The organism is Halorussus pelagicus, from assembly GCF_004087835.1.
GTDB classification, from domain to species: Archaea; Halobacteriota; Halobacteria; order Halobacteriales; family Haladaptataceae; genus Halorussus; species Halorussus pelagicus.
In genome coordinates this window covers 1,682,508-1,696,291 of sequence record NZ_CP035119.1, presented here as the reverse complement: position 1 = coordinate 1,696,291, position 13,784 = coordinate 1,682,508, and the positions used below count along the sequence as shown (strand labels likewise).

Here is a 13,784-nt window from a genome sequence, read left to right as displayed (position 1 = left end):
CCAAGCCATATTTGACTACTCCAACCCAAAGTGACGAAAAGGTGCCGGATAAACTTTCGAAACCGTAGTGCCCTACTCCTCGAAAACCGGATGCGACGCCCGAATCTCCTCGATTAGTTCCCGCACGTCGTCGTTTACCTCCTCGTCGGGCGTCAGCGGTTGCTTTCCGTCGAAGGTCTCGTGGACCTCGGCCACGCTGTCCGAGAGGGTGTCGAGACCGTATCCGCCTTCGAGGACGAACGCGAGCGCCGCGCCCAACTCGTCGGTGAGGTCCCGTACGCGGTCGGTGAGCATACCGTACCCCTCCGTCGAGACCCGCATCCGGGAGATGGGGTCGTGACGGTGGGCGTCGAACCCCGCGCTCACGAGTAGCAGGTCCGGGTCGAACTCGCGGAGGGCGGGTGCGACGAGGTCGTCTACTGAGTCGCGGTACTCCGGGTCGCCAGCGCCCGCGGGGAGCGGAACGTTGAGCGTCGTGCCCGCGCCCGCGCCCTCACCGGTCTCGTCGAGTTCGCCCGTGCCGGGGTAGAGACCGTCCTCGTGGAGCGAGGCGTAGAACACGTCGTCGGCCTCGTAGAATATGTCCTGCGTGCCGTTACCGTGGTGAACGTCCCAGTCGAAGATGGCGACCCGCGAGGCGTCCGAGTCGGTGTGGTCGATGACGTGACGGGCCGCGACCGCGACGTTGTTGAAAAAGCAAAAGCCCATCGCGTCGTCTTCGACCGCGTGGTGGCCCGGCGGCCGCCCGAGCGAGAAGGGCGTGTCGCGGCCGTCGATTCCGTCGAGCGCGGTCTCGGCCGACCAGCAGGCCAGTCCGGCCGACTGGAGGGCGGCCTGCCACGTCTCCTCGACGGCCACGGTGTCGGGGTCCCAGTTGCCGCCGCCCGAGTCGCAGAATTCGCGGAACTCGGCGACGTAGTCGGGGTCGTGGACCGCTTCGACGCAGTCGCTGGTCGCCGGTGTCGAATCGACATATTCGACGCCGTGCTTGCGGGCCAGTCGCTCCTGAATGGCGCGGAGTCGGTCGGGGGTTTCGGGATGGCGCTCACCCGTATCGTGGGCGAGACAGTCCTCGCTGTAGCCGAAGTTCATGAATTATGTGTCGCTTGCTCCTACCGGCAGGCACGATTCGGTAGTTGATAGCACGTACGCTAGTCGGACGCAACGGAATTTAATCGCTTCGCTCCCGGCGGCGATTTCGACCGGTCTCGCAGACGGAGGCGAGCGGTTCCGAACTCACGAGTGAACGCTCACTCGAACAGTTCGAAGTACGTCTCGATGTCCTCGGCCTTGACCGTCCGCCGGTCGGCGTGGCGCGCGAGGACGGCAGCGGCCTTGGCGACGTTGTCGGCGTAGTCTTCGAGGATGTCCGCCAGCGCGATGCGGGCGTCCATAGCGACCCGGTAACTGTCGTCGATTTCGAGGCGCGCGATGCGGTCAACGGGCGCGACTGGGAGTTCGAGGTCTTCCTTGTCCACGACCTGCCCGACGCCGAAGTCGTCGCTCATCAGGGTCTTGCGCCCGTCAACGGTCGCCTCCTCGGCGGCGTCGATGGCGAGTTCGGCCCCGCGGTCCTGAATCCGACGCGCCAACTCCTCGGCGGCGTCGGCGCTGACTCGGAGATCGCCCGCGTTCCGTCTGATAATCGTGTCCACCGGCGCGAACGGCAACTCGACGCTCATATCCAAAGCCGGGAATCTCGCGCCCTTAGTTCTTTCCAAAGCGTTGTTCGAGGAACCTGCGGGCGTTTCTCTGTGGGGCGTTGTTCCGATTCCGCAGTCGGCGTCTCAGCGCCGGACGGTTGCTTTTCGTGGCGCAGAGCGGTTTAGCCGTCCGAGAGTTCGATTACTGATCTCGTCGCGTGCTGGCGTCATCGCGCCCGAGGCGCGGTGACGCCAGCACGCGAGGTCCTGCGGAGTAAAAGAGACGTGTCGAAAGAGCGCGATAGAACGTCGGTGTCGAGATTCAGACTACCTCCTCGGCGTCGAGGGTGCCGTCGCGCAGTTCTCCGCGCGCGGTCACTTTCTCGCCGAGCGTTACGTCGGCGCTCTTCGACGCCACGCTGACCGTCTCCTCGCCGTCGTCCAGAATTATCGGGTCGCCAGCCTGCACGACGGTGCCGGTGAACTCCACGAACTCGCCGCCTCCAGCGTTCGCGTGTCCGCCGTCCGCAGTTTCACCGCTCGCGGCGTCCGACCCGGACGCGCTTGCGCCGTCGCCGCCGAAGGCGTCGAGTCCCGTGCTGTCACTTCCGGAGTCGTCGCCGCTCCCGCCAGCGTCACCGCCGCCAGCGCCGCTTCCGGCCGACCCCGTGCCGGGGTCGGCCTCGCCGAGGACGGTCACGGTGGACTGCCACCCGGCCGACCCCTCGATGTCGTCCTCCCATCCGTCCTGAATCTCCACGTCGGCGAGTTGGATTTCGTCGCCCGGCGCGACATCCACGTCGGCCTTCTCGCCCCAGAGCGCGACCCGGAGGTCGCCGGTTTCGTCCTGCACGCGGACGTTCCGGACCTGTCCCTCAGAGCCGTCGTCGCGGTCGAAGGTGCGCTTGGGGTCGGTCGAGCGCACGACGCCGCCGATGTCCGCGTCGTCGCCGATTTCGAGGTCGGCGATGTCGGCGGTCTCCGGTTCGTAGGACACGTCTTCGTCTATCTCCTCGACCGCGCCGCGGTTGCCGACGTGGAGTTCCAGACTCCCGTCGCGCTCCCGGACGTAGCCGTCCACGACTTCGACGGAGACGCCGGGGTCGAGTTCCTCGGCGCGCTCGGTGCGCTCGTCCCAGAGCGTCACCCGAATGCGGCCGGTCTCGTCGCCGAGTTTGAGGTTGGCGACCTTCCCCTCAGAGCCGTCGTCGCGGTCGAAGGTCCGCACCTCGTCGGTGTCCAGCACCTTCCCGCGGAGGTTCACGTCTGAGACGCCCAGCGAGAGGTCTTCGACGCGGTAGGTGTCCTGCACCGGAACATCCACCTCGGTCTCCTCGTCGGCCTCGGCGTCGTTAACGTTGACTTCGACGCCGTTGTAGCCCTCCTTGGGGCGGCCAGCGATGCGAAGCACGTCGCCGACTTCGAGTTCTTCCTCGCCTGCGTCGGCCTGCTGGTCCCAGAAGGTGATGCGAATCGACCCGGTCTCGTCGGCGACTTCGACGTTGAGAACCCGGCCGTCCTCGCGGTCCTCGTCGTCGCGCTCGAAGGTGCGCACGTCGCCGATGCCGACGACCTTGGCGACGAACTTGACCTCCTCCATGCCCGGTTCGATGTCGGCAACGGTCTCGACCTCCCCGCCCTCCTCGTCTAACTCGTGGGCGATGAGCATCGCGGCCGTCTCTTCGTCGGCGAGACCCCCCATCTGCTCGACCTTCTCCTCGACCGCCTCGCGGAACTCCTCGAGAGATACGTCGGCGTCGAGGTCGGCGTGAACGTCCTCTATCGCGCCCATAATCGTATCATAGCGCAGGGGTGGCCCGCGCTTAAGCATTGTCTTTGGAGAGAGCGCGGACGAACCTCGCTCTCGTCGGGCGATTCCGGCGCGCCCGTCGGTCCGGCGTTTCGTTGCGGCGGTCGGCGAGTCACGGGCCGAACTGGTCCCGTCTCCGTATATAAACGTTCGTCCTCGTCTCCGGCAATCGTCACGAGGACTCGGCGGTGGCGACAGTCTTCGACTCGCCCATCCCGGAGTGGGTCACGGACACGCTCGCGGGACCATCGTCGGCGAACGAGACGGTGGCCTCGTACTCGATTTCGGCGATGCACTGGGCACACACCGCGGTTCCCTCTTTCGCCATCGAAACAACGGTCAGGTCGAGCGCGCCGGTCTCGGCGTCGTAGCTCGAATTGGCCAGTTTAGCGGTGTAACAGCCGTTCGCCCCCGAGATCGTCCCAGTGACGACGACCGACGACCCGTCGTCGCCGAACGCAACGCTGGCCTCGCTCCGTGGCTGTCCGCACCCGGAGTTGACCACCTCGAAGGTTGTCCCGGCCAGCGCGCCCTGCTGGTCGTCGGTCGTCCGCGTCTCGTCGGTGGTTTGGCGACTGTCAGTAGCAGTCTCTTCGGTCGTCGTTTCCTCGGTCGTCATCTCTTCAGTCGTCGTCTCGCTGGTCGTCATTTCCTCAGTCGTCGTCTCGCTGGTCGCGTCTCCGCCGTCTCCCGCGCCGTTCGGGTCTTGTCCGAGACAGCCCCCGAACGAGCCGATAGCGAGGACACCGCCGAATCGAGCGAGCATGTCGCGTCGGTTCATACGAAGTGACACGGAAGCGTGTTTCATATGCTTCACGGATGGAAAAATAGCGATTTTAGCGTGTGTAACCGTGCCACTACGCGGTCAGACCGTAACCCCTATTAGTATAACCGGCATACGTAGAGATGAGTCCTGATAGGGTAGTGGACTATCCTCTTGGCTTGCGGAGCCAGGGACCGGAGTTCAAATCTCCGTCAGGACGTTCACTTCGTTCACGACCTGACGTGCTTCACGCTCGCTTTGCTCGCGTGAAACTCCGTCAGGACGTTTCTGCCGCGACGCAACGACGACGAGCGGAGCGAGTCGTCCGCGTCGCGGAAACTCCAACTACGGAGATTCGAGCAGACGGGTCGCATGCCCGGAATGGCGCGAAGCGCCACACGCCCGGACCGTCTCGGCGAGTTCAAATCTCCGTCAGGACGTTCACTTCGTTCACGACCTGACGTGCTTCACGCTCGCTTCGCTCGCGTGAAACTCCGTCAGGACGTTTCTGCCGCGACGCAACGACGACGAGCGAAGCGTTATTGCTATCGTGAGAACGTCATCGTAAAGATATTCAGTTGCCACTTTCGAGTCCGAACGCACTTGCTCGCCGACGCCCAATCGGGTCGCATGGATGATCATCTCCGGGAGGGGCAACGCGACTATCTCCGGGCCGGAATCGCCATCTACAACGACGGCGAGTTTCACGCGGCCCACGACGCGTGGGAGGACCGCTGGCTCGAACTCGATACGGGCACCGACGACGAGCGACTGCTCCACGGTCTCATCCAGTTCACTGCGGCTGTCCACCACGCTCAGAGCGCGAACTGGGCGGGCGTCCGGGGTCTCGCCGAGAGCGGCGCGGGCTACCTCGCGGACCTTCCGGCCAACTACCGCGAGGTGAACGTCGGCGAAGTGCGGGCGTATCTCCGAGAGGTCGCGGCCGACCCCGAACACGTCGAGCGCGCCGCGCCGCCTAAACTGACTCACGAGGGCGTCGCGCTCCGCCCCGAGGACCTACGCTTCGAGACCAGCGCGGTCGTTGCGGGAGTTCTGGCCGAGGAGTACGGCTACGACGAGGAAATCGTGGCGAAGGCGGCCGAGTACGCCCGCGACGACCTCAACGGCGAGAAAGCGACCAGTCCGTTCGTGACGTTCGTGATGGACTTCGCGCGCGACCCCGCGAATCGCGGTATCATCTTCCAACGCATGGAGGGCGCGGTCGGCAAGCGAGACCACAAAGAAGAGGACGTAGAAGGGTTGTTCGACGTTTAACTCGGGACCTCTCCGGAGCGGTGCGCTCAATGGAATAGTATTTTTGCGTGAAGTCATACGGACGAACTAGCAAAATCAGTAGCGGCTAAGTGCCGTAGTCACTTCTGTTCAAAACTTCGAGTCATCTATCCACGACCATACTGCGAAGGCCACAAAAACCAACGAGAGAAAGATAACAAGACGGAAGTTTGGAATTGCTATCTGTAGGATGGCAGGAAGGGTACACGCTCGCATATTGAATCCAGACTCTCCGAGATGTGGAATGCAGGAGAGCAATATGAAGCATGCAATGATAAGCCCAATAGCGCCTGCAAGGCCTTTGGCTCGTTCAATCGGCCCCATAGGTAGCGGAAGTACCTGACACTTGATAGTCCTTCGGCATAGGTGAACAGTCGAAAAAACTAGAATCTGAGAGAAAATCACGAGTGAACCGACGGATGGTGACTCCCCACCGACACGCCGTATATGACTACGAAAGCGAATCTCGAAACTAGGCGCGAACCCAGAATTGCTTAGACGGACTTAGATACCGTTTTTATCAGCACTCCGCGTTAGCGAACTCCGCGGAGTTGTCTTCGGGGTCGTAACCCAAAACCTCCTTCGCGCGCTCGATGGAGTAGTATTTCCGGTCGTTGTCGGAGATGCCGTAGACGATTTCGTAGCCGTAGTCGGCCCGGATGCATCGGTCGAAGAGGTGCGCGCAGTCGCGGTGGGAGAGCCACATCGCCTGCCCGCGCTCGTAGTCTTTCGGCGGGTGGTTCTTCGTCAGATTGCCGATGCGGACGCAGGCCACGCTGAGACCGTGTTCGTCGTGGTAGTACCGACCCAGCACCTCGCCGGTCGCCTTGCTGACGCCGTAGAGGTTGCTCGGGCGCGGGAGTTCCGTGCCGTCGAGTTGGTAGTCGTCGTGCGGGCGATACATGTCGGGGGTGCGCTCGTCGGTCTCGTAGGCACCGACGGCGTGGTTCGACGAGGCGAACACGACCTTCTCGACGCCCTCGGCGACGGCGGCCTCCAGCACGTTCCGAGTGCCGTCGATGTTGTTGCTCAGCACGCTGTTCCACGGGGCCTCGGGGCGCGGGTCGCCCGCGAGGTGGATAATCGCACCGACGCCCTCGGCGGTCTCGCGGACGGCCTCCTCGTCGGTGATGTCGGCGACGACGAACTCGTGGTTCGTCTCGTGAGTCGGCGGGTCCCGGTCGAGGAGTCGCCACTCGTACTCGTCATCGAGGTCCGAGAGGATGGCCTGCCCGACGCGGCCTTCCGCGCCCGTTAGCAGGACTGGGTCGTCCATTCGGGTGAAGAGAAGTAATCGGGCGATAAGTAAGGTACGATTCGTCCCAGACGTTAGCTGTCGGCGGCGAGACGCGGGAGTAGCTTCTGACGGCCGAGTTGCACCGCGAACGCGAACGCCACGACGCCCATGACCGCGAACCACCCGGCGAGCAGGGAGTCCCCGCCGCCGAGTTGCTGGAGGCTGTTGTATTCGGCGGCGAGTCCGAGGGCAGACAGCACGAGCGTGCCGAACGCGTACGCCGCGACCGAGAGCAGTTCAGTTCCGAGTTCCGCTAGCAGGTCGTACATTACCACGACGGATGCACTCGATACGTAAACGTGTTGTGCGACTCAGTCGGCAACGTTTTTCTCGCTCGGCGGACCACTCCCGAGTATGGGACGATACGGCGACCTCGACTACCAGCAGTGGGCCAAGACCGGATTCCTGTTCAGCCTCGCAGTATTCGCACTGGGAGCGGGAAGCGAGATGACGGCGGCGGCGATGCACCTCTCGCTTCCGGCGTGGGAGAACGCGCTGTTCGTCGATATGGAGATACTCGGCACCCTCGGCGCACTGCTGTTCCCGCTGATGTTCGGCATCGTACTGCCGCTGACCGAGTAGAAGAGCAGTGAGTAGTAAAACGTAGAGAAGCAGAAAGTAGAGACCCGCAGAAAACCGAGAAGCGAAGAACCGGAGAACTCGCGCGAAAGCGATTAAGCCAGTCGCGCGAACGCCAGATTGCCACTGATATTCTTGATGTAGACCTGCACCACGTCGCCCTCCTGTGCGCCGGGCACGAAGATGGTGTACTTGCCCTTCTCGGCGACGCCGTCGCCCTTGCGGCCGGTGCCGGTAATCTTGACTTCGTAGGTGGCACCCTCTTCGACCGCGTCGCGGTTCTGGTTCTGCGTCGAAGTCGAGCGCTTGGTGACGGGGCGGAACGCACCGCAGGCGTCACAGCGAAGCATCAGGTTGCGGTTCTCGCGGACGAGACGGGTGTCCGGCAGGCCACACTCCGAACAGAGGACGAACTCCTGCACGTAGCCTTCGAGCGCGGCGTCGAAGTCCGACCCGGAGAAGGTCCCGTTGTAGCGCGCGCGGCCGTCTTCGAGTTTCCCGTTGGTCCCGAGTTCGCGCTGGAGCGCGCTGTGAATGTGTTCTACGTCACGGCTGAGCGCGTCGGCGATGTCGCTCAGGTTCGTGAGTCGCGTGAACGCGCCGTCCTTCTGCGCGGCGGCGTCGGGGTAGCTGAATCGCTCGCTCTGGCCCTCGAAGTCGGGCGTCTCGTCCATGGCTCTGTCGAGGTTAGCTGCGTAGTCCATGCGTACAGGAGGTATCCGACACTAAAAGGCGTTCCGTGTTTGGAAACGGACTGCCCGGCGCGGACGCCGCGCAGGCGAGCGTGACGCGTTCAGACGCCAAGGGCGAACGCGTAGACCGGGCGGCTTTAACCGATTGCCCGCGACAGTTTCGACCATGGAACCGACCGACGGAGACACCGATTCGACGCCGACCGATTCGGACCCCACGGACGGCGAGCAGGCCTGCTTCGAGGCGGGCATCAAGTTCGGCACGCTCTACCACCAGTTCGCCGGGACGCCGGTCAGTCCCGACTCCGCGCCGAGTCTCGAACGCGCCATCGAGGAGTCCATCGAGAACCAACCGTTCTGCGAGTCCGTGAGCGTGGATATTCTGACGGAGAAGTTGGCGGAAGAAATCGACCATGTTCCCGCGAGCGGTAGCGAGGGGGAGCGCGGAGAAGGCAGTCTCGCCGAAGGCGAGGAAGCGTCCTCCGGTGGCTATACGGAACTCACCGGCCGGTTCATGGAGGTCGAAATCGTCGTGGACCGGGAGGGACGCGAGGTCGTCACTCGGATGGAGATGGAAGACGGCTACCCCCTGATGAAAGTCGAGTCCGTGACCGAGACGTAGATTTCGCTCGGCGCGCGACGAGTTTCAAAAAGGAACCTCAGAGTCCGAACCGGTCGCTTACGACGGTGTCGGCGTCTGAACGTTAGAAATGTAGGCCGTGATGTCGGTCGTCGTGATGATGCCGACGACACCCTCTTGCTCGTCCACGACCGGGACGTGGTGGAACTTCTCGGTTATCATCAGGTCGGCGATGTCCTGCACTTCCGCGTTCGCGTCCGTCGTCGTCACGTCGGTCGTCATGTACGTCTCGACCGTCGCGTCGGTGGCCCACCGCTGTTCGGCCGCGATGTGAACGAAGTCCGTGGCGGTGAGGATGCCGAGCAACTGGCCGTCGTCGTCGGTGACGATGACCGACCCGATGCCCTCGTCGAGCATCGTCTCGGCGGCGACGTGCGCCTTGGTGTCGGGCGAAACTGTCTCGACCGGCGACGACATGAGTCGTCCGACGAAAATGTCTTCCATGCGGTTACATTTCGCCCGCCCGCTGATAAATATTCGGTCAGCGGAGTTCGACGGAACCATCCTCGTTCCCGCCGCGAGAAACCGCTCTCGGGGTCGTCGCTTTCGATTCGACGCCGCGAGTCCCCGGCGAGTATCGGGGTTTCACTTTCGGTTTCGGGCGTGGTTTTAAAAGGAATCGCGGTGAATGTGAACGTATGAACCAATCGACACTCGACGAGGACGAGCTATTCGGCGAGGCCGCCAGCGAGGTCCGCGAGGACGTGGAGACCAGCCTCGAACGGGCGGGCGACGCCCTTCCCGACACCGACGACATCTGGAACGTCGAGGCCGACAACACCCTCGGCGCGCTCAACGCGCTCCGGTCGGCGCTCGACACCGGCGACGCCGCCGACCACCTCCGAGACGCCAAGAAGTGGTACACCATGGGCGAACGCGCCGACGCCTTCGAGGACGCCGACGACCTCGCAACAGAAATCGAGCGCGTCGAGGAGACCATCGCGGATATCGAGGATGCCAAAGAACAGGTCGGCGACCTCACCAGTACCATCCCCGGCCTGAAGAACACGCTGGAGGGTCTCGGGACCGAGGAGAACACTGACGATTCCGCAGGCGACGATGCGGGAGACGAGACCGAGGGGACCGACGCCGAGAGCGAGCATGCAGAAGCCGACGAGTCGGAGGAGAGAGACGACCACGCGGAGGACGCCGAGGAAGCCGAGGCCGCCGACTGACTGGCTCTCGCCGGGCCAGAGTTTCCCGCTACTTGTGGGGCGGGAGCGCCACGTCCCGCGATTCGACGGCTTCGAGTAGCGAGACCAACGCCTCGCCAGCCAGTTCCAGCAACTCCTCGCCGCGCGCTCGCGGTCCCTCCGTGGGGTCGCCGACGACGCCGTTCTCCGTGAACTCCGCGGAATCGACCGCCAGATTCGCGTAGCTGACCCACTCGCCCCAGCCGTCGCTGGCCCCTTCGCGGGCCTCCTCGACGCGCTCCTCGCGCACGAGGTCGGGCGCGACGTGTCGGAGCATCGCAGTTTCGAGCGGGCCGCCGTGGCCCATGTCGTCGCTATGGTCGCCGACCGCCTCGAACCACGTAAACGGGACCGCGTAGGCCGAGTCGTGGCGCGCGATGGTGGCCGCCACCTCTCGGAGCGCGCCGACGTTGCCCCCGTGGCCGTTCACGAGGACCACCCGGTCCCAACCGTGGGATGCGAGGCTGGCGACCGTCTCCCGGACGTAGTCCCGGAAAGTGTCCTCGCTGACCCACAGCGTGCCGGTGAACTGGCGGTGTTCCTCGGCGACGCCGACCGGAATCGCTGGCGCGACGACGACCTCGCCGTCGTAGGCCGCCGCGCCCGCCTCGGCGACCGCCTCGGCGGTCAGCACGTCGGTCCCGAGCGGCGCGTGGGGACCGTGCTGTTCGGTACTCCCGACCGGCAGGAGCGCGAGGTCGGTCGCGGCCGCGTCGGCGTCGGTCCACGTCGAGTCGAAGAGGTGCATAGCCGTGGCGTGGGCGCGTGGAGACTTGTAGGCGAGGGATTTCGGACGATGTGGTTTTTGATGGGGGACACTGGACGCGGCGCATCTCGTGGAATGGAGAGATTCGCGGAAGGGTGGCGGGTGGCGCTTCCGGCGACTCGGCCCGCGGACTCTCTCGGGGCCACACGCCTTATTCGGATCCCCGGCGTAGCCCCGCCATGAGCGAATCAGGCGACGACAGCCGCAAGATGGGTCTCGAACTCGGCGACCTAAAGGCGGACCTCGAAGACGCCGACTACCCGATGGACGCCGACGAACTGATGGCGCGGTTCGGCGACCACGAAATCGGTCTCCCGGACGGCGAGGAGAGCTTTCGAGAGGTCATGGTCACGGGCGGTGACGAGACCTTCGAGTCGGCCGACGAGGTCGAACAGGCCATCCTCAATCGGGTCAGCGCCGACGCCGTGGGCCGACAGGGCTACTCCGACCGGGGCGGTGGCAATACCGAGAGCCAGAACACCGACAAGTCGTTCTGAGCCGATTTTTGGGGAACGCCTAACGCTTCGGACGTCGAACCGTCGGGCATGGTCAGAGTTTGCTCCGACAGCGATGTCGCCGACTGTCTCGACCTCGGGGACCTCTTGGAAGTCGTCCGCGAGGCCATTCGCAAGCAGGGTCGCGGCGAGGTCGAGCGCCCCGAGCGACCGCACTTCCCGGTGGGCGCAGGTCTCGACGGCCCGGACCCCGCCGGAACCGGTCTCGTCATGCCCGCGTACCTCCACGGGGCGCGCTTCTACGCGACGAAACTCGTCGGCGTCCACGAAGGGAACGCCGAGCGCGGTCTCCCGACGGTCAACGCCCAAATCGCGCTCACCGAGGCCGACACCGGGCTTCCGGCGGGCTATCTCGCGGGGACCGAAATCACCAACGCCCGCACGGGGTGCATCGGCGGTCTCGCGGCGGACGAACTCGCAATCGGCCCGGTCACGCTCGCGCTCGTCGGCGCGGGCGAACAGGCGCGCTGGCAGGCCCGCGCAATCGCGGCCGCGACCGACCTCGACTCGGTGCGAGTCTACTCGCCGAGCGAGTCGAAAGAGACGTGTGCCGCGGAGTTGCGCGAGGAGTTGGGCGTCCCGGCGCAAGCGGCCGACTCCCCCGAGGAAGCCGTCTCGGGTGCGAACGTGGTCGTCACGGCGACGACCGCGACCGAACCGGTGTTCCCCGGCGACGCGCTCGACCCCGGCGCGCTGGTCGTCGCGGTCGGAGCCTACACCGCCGAGATGCGCGAACTGGACGCCGAGACCGTCGAGCGCGCGAGTCGCGTCTTCGCCGACGTGCCCGCGGAGGTGGCCGAAATCGGGGACGCGCTCGAAGCGAACGTCGGGGAAGACGACCTCATCGCGTTCTCGGAAGTCTTGGAGAAGCGCGCCGGGCGCGAGGAGGAAGACGAGATTCTTGTCGTCGAGAGCGTCGGGAGCGCGGTCCTCGACGCCGCGACCGCGGAGTACGTCTTCGAGCAGGCCGAACAGAAGGGAATCGGCGAGGACGTAGCGCTGTAGAGCGGTCGGTTACTTGCCCTCGGACGCCCCGGAGGTCTCCGGCAAGTCCGACTCCGAAGACGCCTGCGTCGGCGCGTCGGGCGTCTCCGGCGTTTCGGGTTCGTCGGCGGTCGTCTCCGACTCCTCGGCGTCCGCCTCGGTGTCCTCCTCGATGACGGTCTCTTTCCACGTCCCGCGGGTGAACCAGAGCGCGGCGGCGATTGCGCCGAGGATGCTCCCGAGCGCCATCCCGATCCAGACGCCGGTCGCGCCCATTCCCGCGACGAACGCGAGGTAGTACACCGTCGGCACGCGGCCGACCCAGAGCGCGACCATCGAGAATATCATCGCGGTCTTGGTGTTGCCAGCACCGCGGTAACCCCCGAGCATGACCTGTAGAATCGCCATGAAGACGAACTCGGCCGAGCGAATCCGGAGGTAAGTCGCCCCGTAACCGACCGTCTCGCGGGCGGCCTCGCTCTCGGTGGCAAGGAACACCGAGACGATGGGTTCGGGGAAGAGCGCAGCGACGACCGCGACCACCGCCATCACGGCCGCACCGACCTTGGCGGCTATCCAGACCGCGCGCTCGGCCCGTTCGGACTTGCCCGCGCCGAGGTTCTGGCCGACCATCGTGTTGGTCGCTCGACCCAGTCCCATCGCTGGCAGGAAGACCAGCGAGGCGAGTCGGTTGCCGAGTCCGTAGGCCGAGACCACCGGCGGCGCGAACTGGACGACCATCGCGGTCAGGGTTATCATCGCCAACGCGCTCATCGACTGCTCGACGGTCGAGGGGACGCCGATGCGCACGATGTCCCAGATGTAGCCCAAGTCGGGCACGAGGTCGCCGACCGCAACGTCCGGCCCGGCCTTCGCCACGAACAGGACGTAGAAGCCGAGCGCGCTGGCGACTGCGCGCGAGAAGATGGTCGCCAGCGCCGCGCCCTCTATCTCCATGGCGGGAAACGGCCCGACGCCGAAGATGAGCAGAGGGTCCAACACGACGTTGAGCGCAACCGAGACGAACATCACGCGCATCGGCGTCTTCGTGTCGCCGTAGCCCCGCATGAGCGACGTGAACACGAAGAAGCCAAACAGGAAGGGGAGTCCGAGGAAAAACACCTCCATGTAGTCGGCCGCGAGCGGAATTATCTGCTCGGTCGTCGCGTCCTGACTCGGAAGCAGGCCGAGCATCGAGTCGGTAGCGACGTAGCCGACGATACTCAGCGCGAGCGCCAGCAGGGTGACGAACGAGACGATTTGGCCCGCGACTTCTCCGGCTGACCCCTTGCTGTCGGCACCGGTGTACTGCGCGACCAGAATCGACCCCGCCGTGGTGAACCCGCCCGCGATGGAGATGAGCAGGAAGATGAGCGGAAACGCGAGGCTCAGCGCGCCCACCGCATCGGCCGACAGGCGTCCGAGCCAGAACGTGTCGGCGATGTTGTACGTCACCTGCAACAGTTGGATGACGACGATGGGCCACGCAAGCTTGAACATCGGGCCGAGGAGTCCGCCCTCGGTGATACTGTCGTCAACGTGGTCCATGGTGTTTCGAAACGAAGGGATCCGGTTTGAACGTTGCGGGTCGGCCAGCGGTTCGTCCCGC

Annotated in this window: 16 protein-coding genes and 1 tRNA gene; 7 read left to right on the top strand and 10 right to left on the bottom strand. The window is 64.9% G+C overall.

Features of this window, described 5'->3' with window-relative positions:
* Positions 1–72 precede the first annotated feature (72 nt).
* The 4 genes from EP007_RS08485 to EP007_RS17410 all read right to left on the bottom strand — a co-directional run bounded on the left by EP007_RS08485 (position 73) and on the right by EP007_RS17410 (position 4,234).
* Positions 73–1,092, bottom strand: coding sequence for a histone deacetylase family protein (locus EP007_RS08485; RefSeq protein WP_128477241.1), 1,020 nt, complete (start codon positions 1,090–1,092; stop codon positions 73–75).
* Between the two features lie 158 nt (positions 1,093–1,250).
* Positions 1,251–1,682: a histone family protein gene (locus EP007_RS18170; RefSeq protein WP_128477240.1), complete on the bottom strand. Its 432-nt coding sequence runs from the start codon at positions 1,680–1,682 to the stop codon at positions 1,251–1,253.
* 283 nt (positions 1,683–1,965) lie between these two features.
* Complete coding sequence (locus EP007_RS08475) at positions 1,966–3,435, bottom strand: single-stranded DNA binding protein (RefSeq protein WP_128477239.1); 1,470 nt, start codon at positions 3,433–3,435, stop codon at positions 1,966–1,968.
* 190 nt (positions 3,436–3,625) lie between these two features.
* A complete protein-coding gene (locus EP007_RS17410; RefSeq protein ID WP_166035380.1) occupies positions 3,626–4,234 on the bottom strand; it encodes a hypothetical protein in 609 nt (202 codons plus the stop codon).
* Positions 4,235–4,363: 129 nt separating this feature from the next.
* Here EP007_RS17410 and EP007_RS08470 point away from each other — a divergent pair.
* Positions 4,364–4,436 (top strand) — tRNA-Arg (locus tag EP007_RS08470).
* Between the two features lie 410 nt (positions 4,437–4,846).
* Positions 4,847–5,491, top strand: a complete 645-nt coding sequence (locus EP007_RS08465) for a DUF309 domain-containing protein (RefSeq protein ID WP_128477238.1) — start codon at positions 4,847–4,849, stop codon at positions 5,489–5,491.
* 538 nt (positions 5,492–6,029) lie between these two features.
* On the opposite strand, the gene azf is transcribed toward EP007_RS08465, so the two are convergent.
* Complete coding sequence (azf, locus tag EP007_RS08460) at positions 6,030–6,785, bottom strand: NAD-dependent glucose-6-phosphate dehydrogenase Azf (protein WP_128477237.1); 756 nt, start codon at positions 6,783–6,785, stop codon at positions 6,030–6,032.
* Positions 6,786–6,838: 53 nt separating this feature from the next.
* The gene (locus EP007_RS08455; protein WP_128477236.1) at positions 6,839–7,075 is read right to left on the bottom strand and encodes a hypothetical protein; all 237 of its coding nucleotides are present in this window, start codon (positions 7,073–7,075) and stop codon (positions 6,839–6,841) included.
* An 85-nt stretch (positions 7,076–7,160) separates the two neighbouring features.
* On the opposite strand from EP007_RS08455, the gene EP007_RS08450 reads away from it, so the two are divergent.
* Positions 7,161–7,388: a DUF7860 family protein gene (locus EP007_RS08450; protein ID WP_128477235.1), complete on the top strand. Its 228-nt coding sequence runs from the start codon at positions 7,161–7,163 to the stop codon at positions 7,386–7,388.
* A 92-nt stretch (positions 7,389–7,480) separates the two neighbouring features.
* Here the strand turns inward: EP007_RS08450 and EP007_RS08445 are convergent, their stop codons facing one another.
* Positions 7,481–8,089 (bottom strand): translation initiation factor IF-2 subunit beta, encoded by a 609-nt coding sequence (locus tag EP007_RS08445; RefSeq protein WP_128477234.1) that lies wholly within the window; start codon positions 8,087–8,089, stop codon positions 7,481–7,483.
* Between the two features lie 154 nt (positions 8,090–8,243).
* Here EP007_RS08445 and EP007_RS08440 point away from each other — a divergent pair, with 154 nt between their 5' ends.
* Complete coding sequence (locus EP007_RS08440; RefSeq protein ID WP_128477233.1) at positions 8,244–8,699, top strand: dihydroneopterin aldolase family protein; 456 nt, start codon at positions 8,244–8,246, stop codon at positions 8,697–8,699.
* A gap of 57 nt (positions 8,700–8,756) precedes the next feature.
* Here the strand turns inward: EP007_RS08440 and EP007_RS08435 are convergent, their stop codons facing one another.
* On the bottom strand, positions 8,757–9,161 hold the full coding sequence (locus tag EP007_RS08435) for a CBS domain-containing protein (protein ID WP_128477232.1): 405 nt from the start codon (positions 9,159–9,161) through the stop codon (positions 8,757–8,759).
* 194 nt (positions 9,162–9,355) lie between these two features.
* Between EP007_RS08435 and EP007_RS08430 the strand changes: the two genes are divergently transcribed.
* A complete protein-coding gene (locus tag EP007_RS08430; RefSeq protein WP_128477231.1) occupies positions 9,356–9,892 on the top strand; it encodes a DUF5790 family protein in 537 nt (178 codons plus the stop codon).
* A 28-nt stretch (positions 9,893–9,920) separates the two neighbouring features.
* On the opposite strand, the gene EP007_RS08425 is transcribed toward EP007_RS08430, so the two are convergent.
* Positions 9,921–10,658 (bottom strand): creatininase family protein, encoded by a 738-nt coding sequence (locus EP007_RS08425; RefSeq protein WP_128477230.1) that lies wholly within the window; start codon positions 10,656–10,658, stop codon positions 9,921–9,923.
* Positions 10,659–10,855: 197 nt separating this feature from the next.
* Between EP007_RS08425 and EP007_RS08420 the strand changes: the two genes are divergently transcribed.
* Entirely contained in the window at positions 10,856–11,173 is a 318-nt protein-coding gene (locus EP007_RS08420; RefSeq protein WP_128477229.1) for a DUF5789 family protein, read from the top strand.
* Between the two features lie 48 nt (positions 11,174–11,221).
* On the top strand, positions 11,222–12,196 hold the full coding sequence (locus EP007_RS08415; RefSeq protein WP_128477228.1) for an ornithine cyclodeaminase family protein: 975 nt from the start codon (positions 11,222–11,224) through the stop codon (positions 12,194–12,196).
* Positions 12,197–12,205: 9 nt separating this feature from the next.
* On the opposite strand, the gene EP007_RS08410 is transcribed toward EP007_RS08415, so the two are convergent.
* Positions 12,206–13,723, bottom strand: a complete 1,518-nt coding sequence (locus EP007_RS08410) for an MATE family efflux transporter (protein ID WP_243700353.1) — start codon at positions 13,721–13,723, stop codon at positions 12,206–12,208.
* Positions 13,724–13,784: the final 61 nt, after the last annotated feature.

What these genes read in the sequence shown, in the direction of transcription:
- EP007_RS08440 (WP_128477233.1), top strand. Translation starts at nt 8,244, where the DNA reads ATGGAACCGACCGACGGAGACACCGATTCGACGCCGACCGATTCGGAC.
- EP007_RS08450 (WP_128477235.1), top strand. Translation starts at nt 7,161, where the DNA reads ATGGGACGATACGGCGACCTCGACTACCAGCAGTGGGCCAAGACCGGA.
- EP007_RS08435 (WP_128477232.1), bottom strand. Translation starts at nt 9,161, where the DNA reads ATGGAAGACATTTTCGTCGGACGACTCATGTCGTCGCCGGTCGAGACA.
- EP007_RS18170 (WP_128477240.1), bottom strand. Translation starts at nt 1,682, where the DNA reads ATGAGCGTCGAGTTGCCGTTCGCGCCGGTGGACACGATTATCAGACGG.
- EP007_RS08455 (WP_128477236.1), bottom strand. Translation starts at nt 7,075, where the DNA reads ATGTACGACCTGCTAGCGGAACTCGGAACTGAACTGCTCTCGGTCGCG.
- EP007_RS08485 (WP_128477241.1), bottom strand. Translation starts at nt 1,092, where the DNA reads ATGAACTTCGGCTACAGCGAGGACTGTCTCGCCCACGATACGGGTGAG.
- EP007_RS08475 (WP_128477239.1), bottom strand. Translation starts at nt 3,435, where the DNA reads ATGGGCGCGATAGAGGACGTTCACGCCGACCTCGACGCCGACGTATCT.
- EP007_RS08465 (WP_128477238.1), top strand. Translation starts at nt 4,847, where the DNA reads ATGGATGATCATCTCCGGGAGGGGCAACGCGACTATCTCCGGGCCGGA.
- azf (WP_128477237.1), bottom strand. Translation starts at nt 6,785, where the DNA reads ATGGACGACCCAGTCCTGCTAACGGGCGCGGAAGGCCGCGTCGGGCAG.
- EP007_RS08425 (WP_128477230.1), bottom strand. Translation starts at nt 10,658, where the DNA reads ATGCACCTCTTCGACTCGACGTGGACCGACGCCGACGCGGCCGCGACC.
- EP007_RS08410 (WP_243700353.1), bottom strand. Translation starts at nt 13,723, where the DNA reads ATGGACCACGTTGACGACAGTATCACCGAGGGCGGACTCCTCGGCCCG.
- EP007_RS08415 (WP_128477228.1), top strand. Translation starts at nt 11,222, where the DNA reads ATGGTCAGAGTTTGCTCCGACAGCGATGTCGCCGACTGTCTCGACCTC.
- EP007_RS08445 (WP_128477234.1), bottom strand. Translation starts at nt 8,089, where the DNA reads ATGGACTACGCAGCTAACCTCGACAGAGCCATGGACGAGACGCCCGAC.
- EP007_RS08420 (WP_128477229.1), top strand. Translation starts at nt 10,856, where the DNA reads ATGAGCGAATCAGGCGACGACAGCCGCAAGATGGGTCTCGAACTCGGC.
- EP007_RS08430 (WP_128477231.1), top strand. Translation starts at nt 9,356, where the DNA reads ATGAACCAATCGACACTCGACGAGGACGAGCTATTCGGCGAGGCCGCC.
- EP007_RS17410 (WP_166035380.1), bottom strand. Translation starts at nt 4,234, where the DNA reads ATGAACCGACGCGACATGCTCGCTCGATTCGGCGGTGTCCTCGCTATC.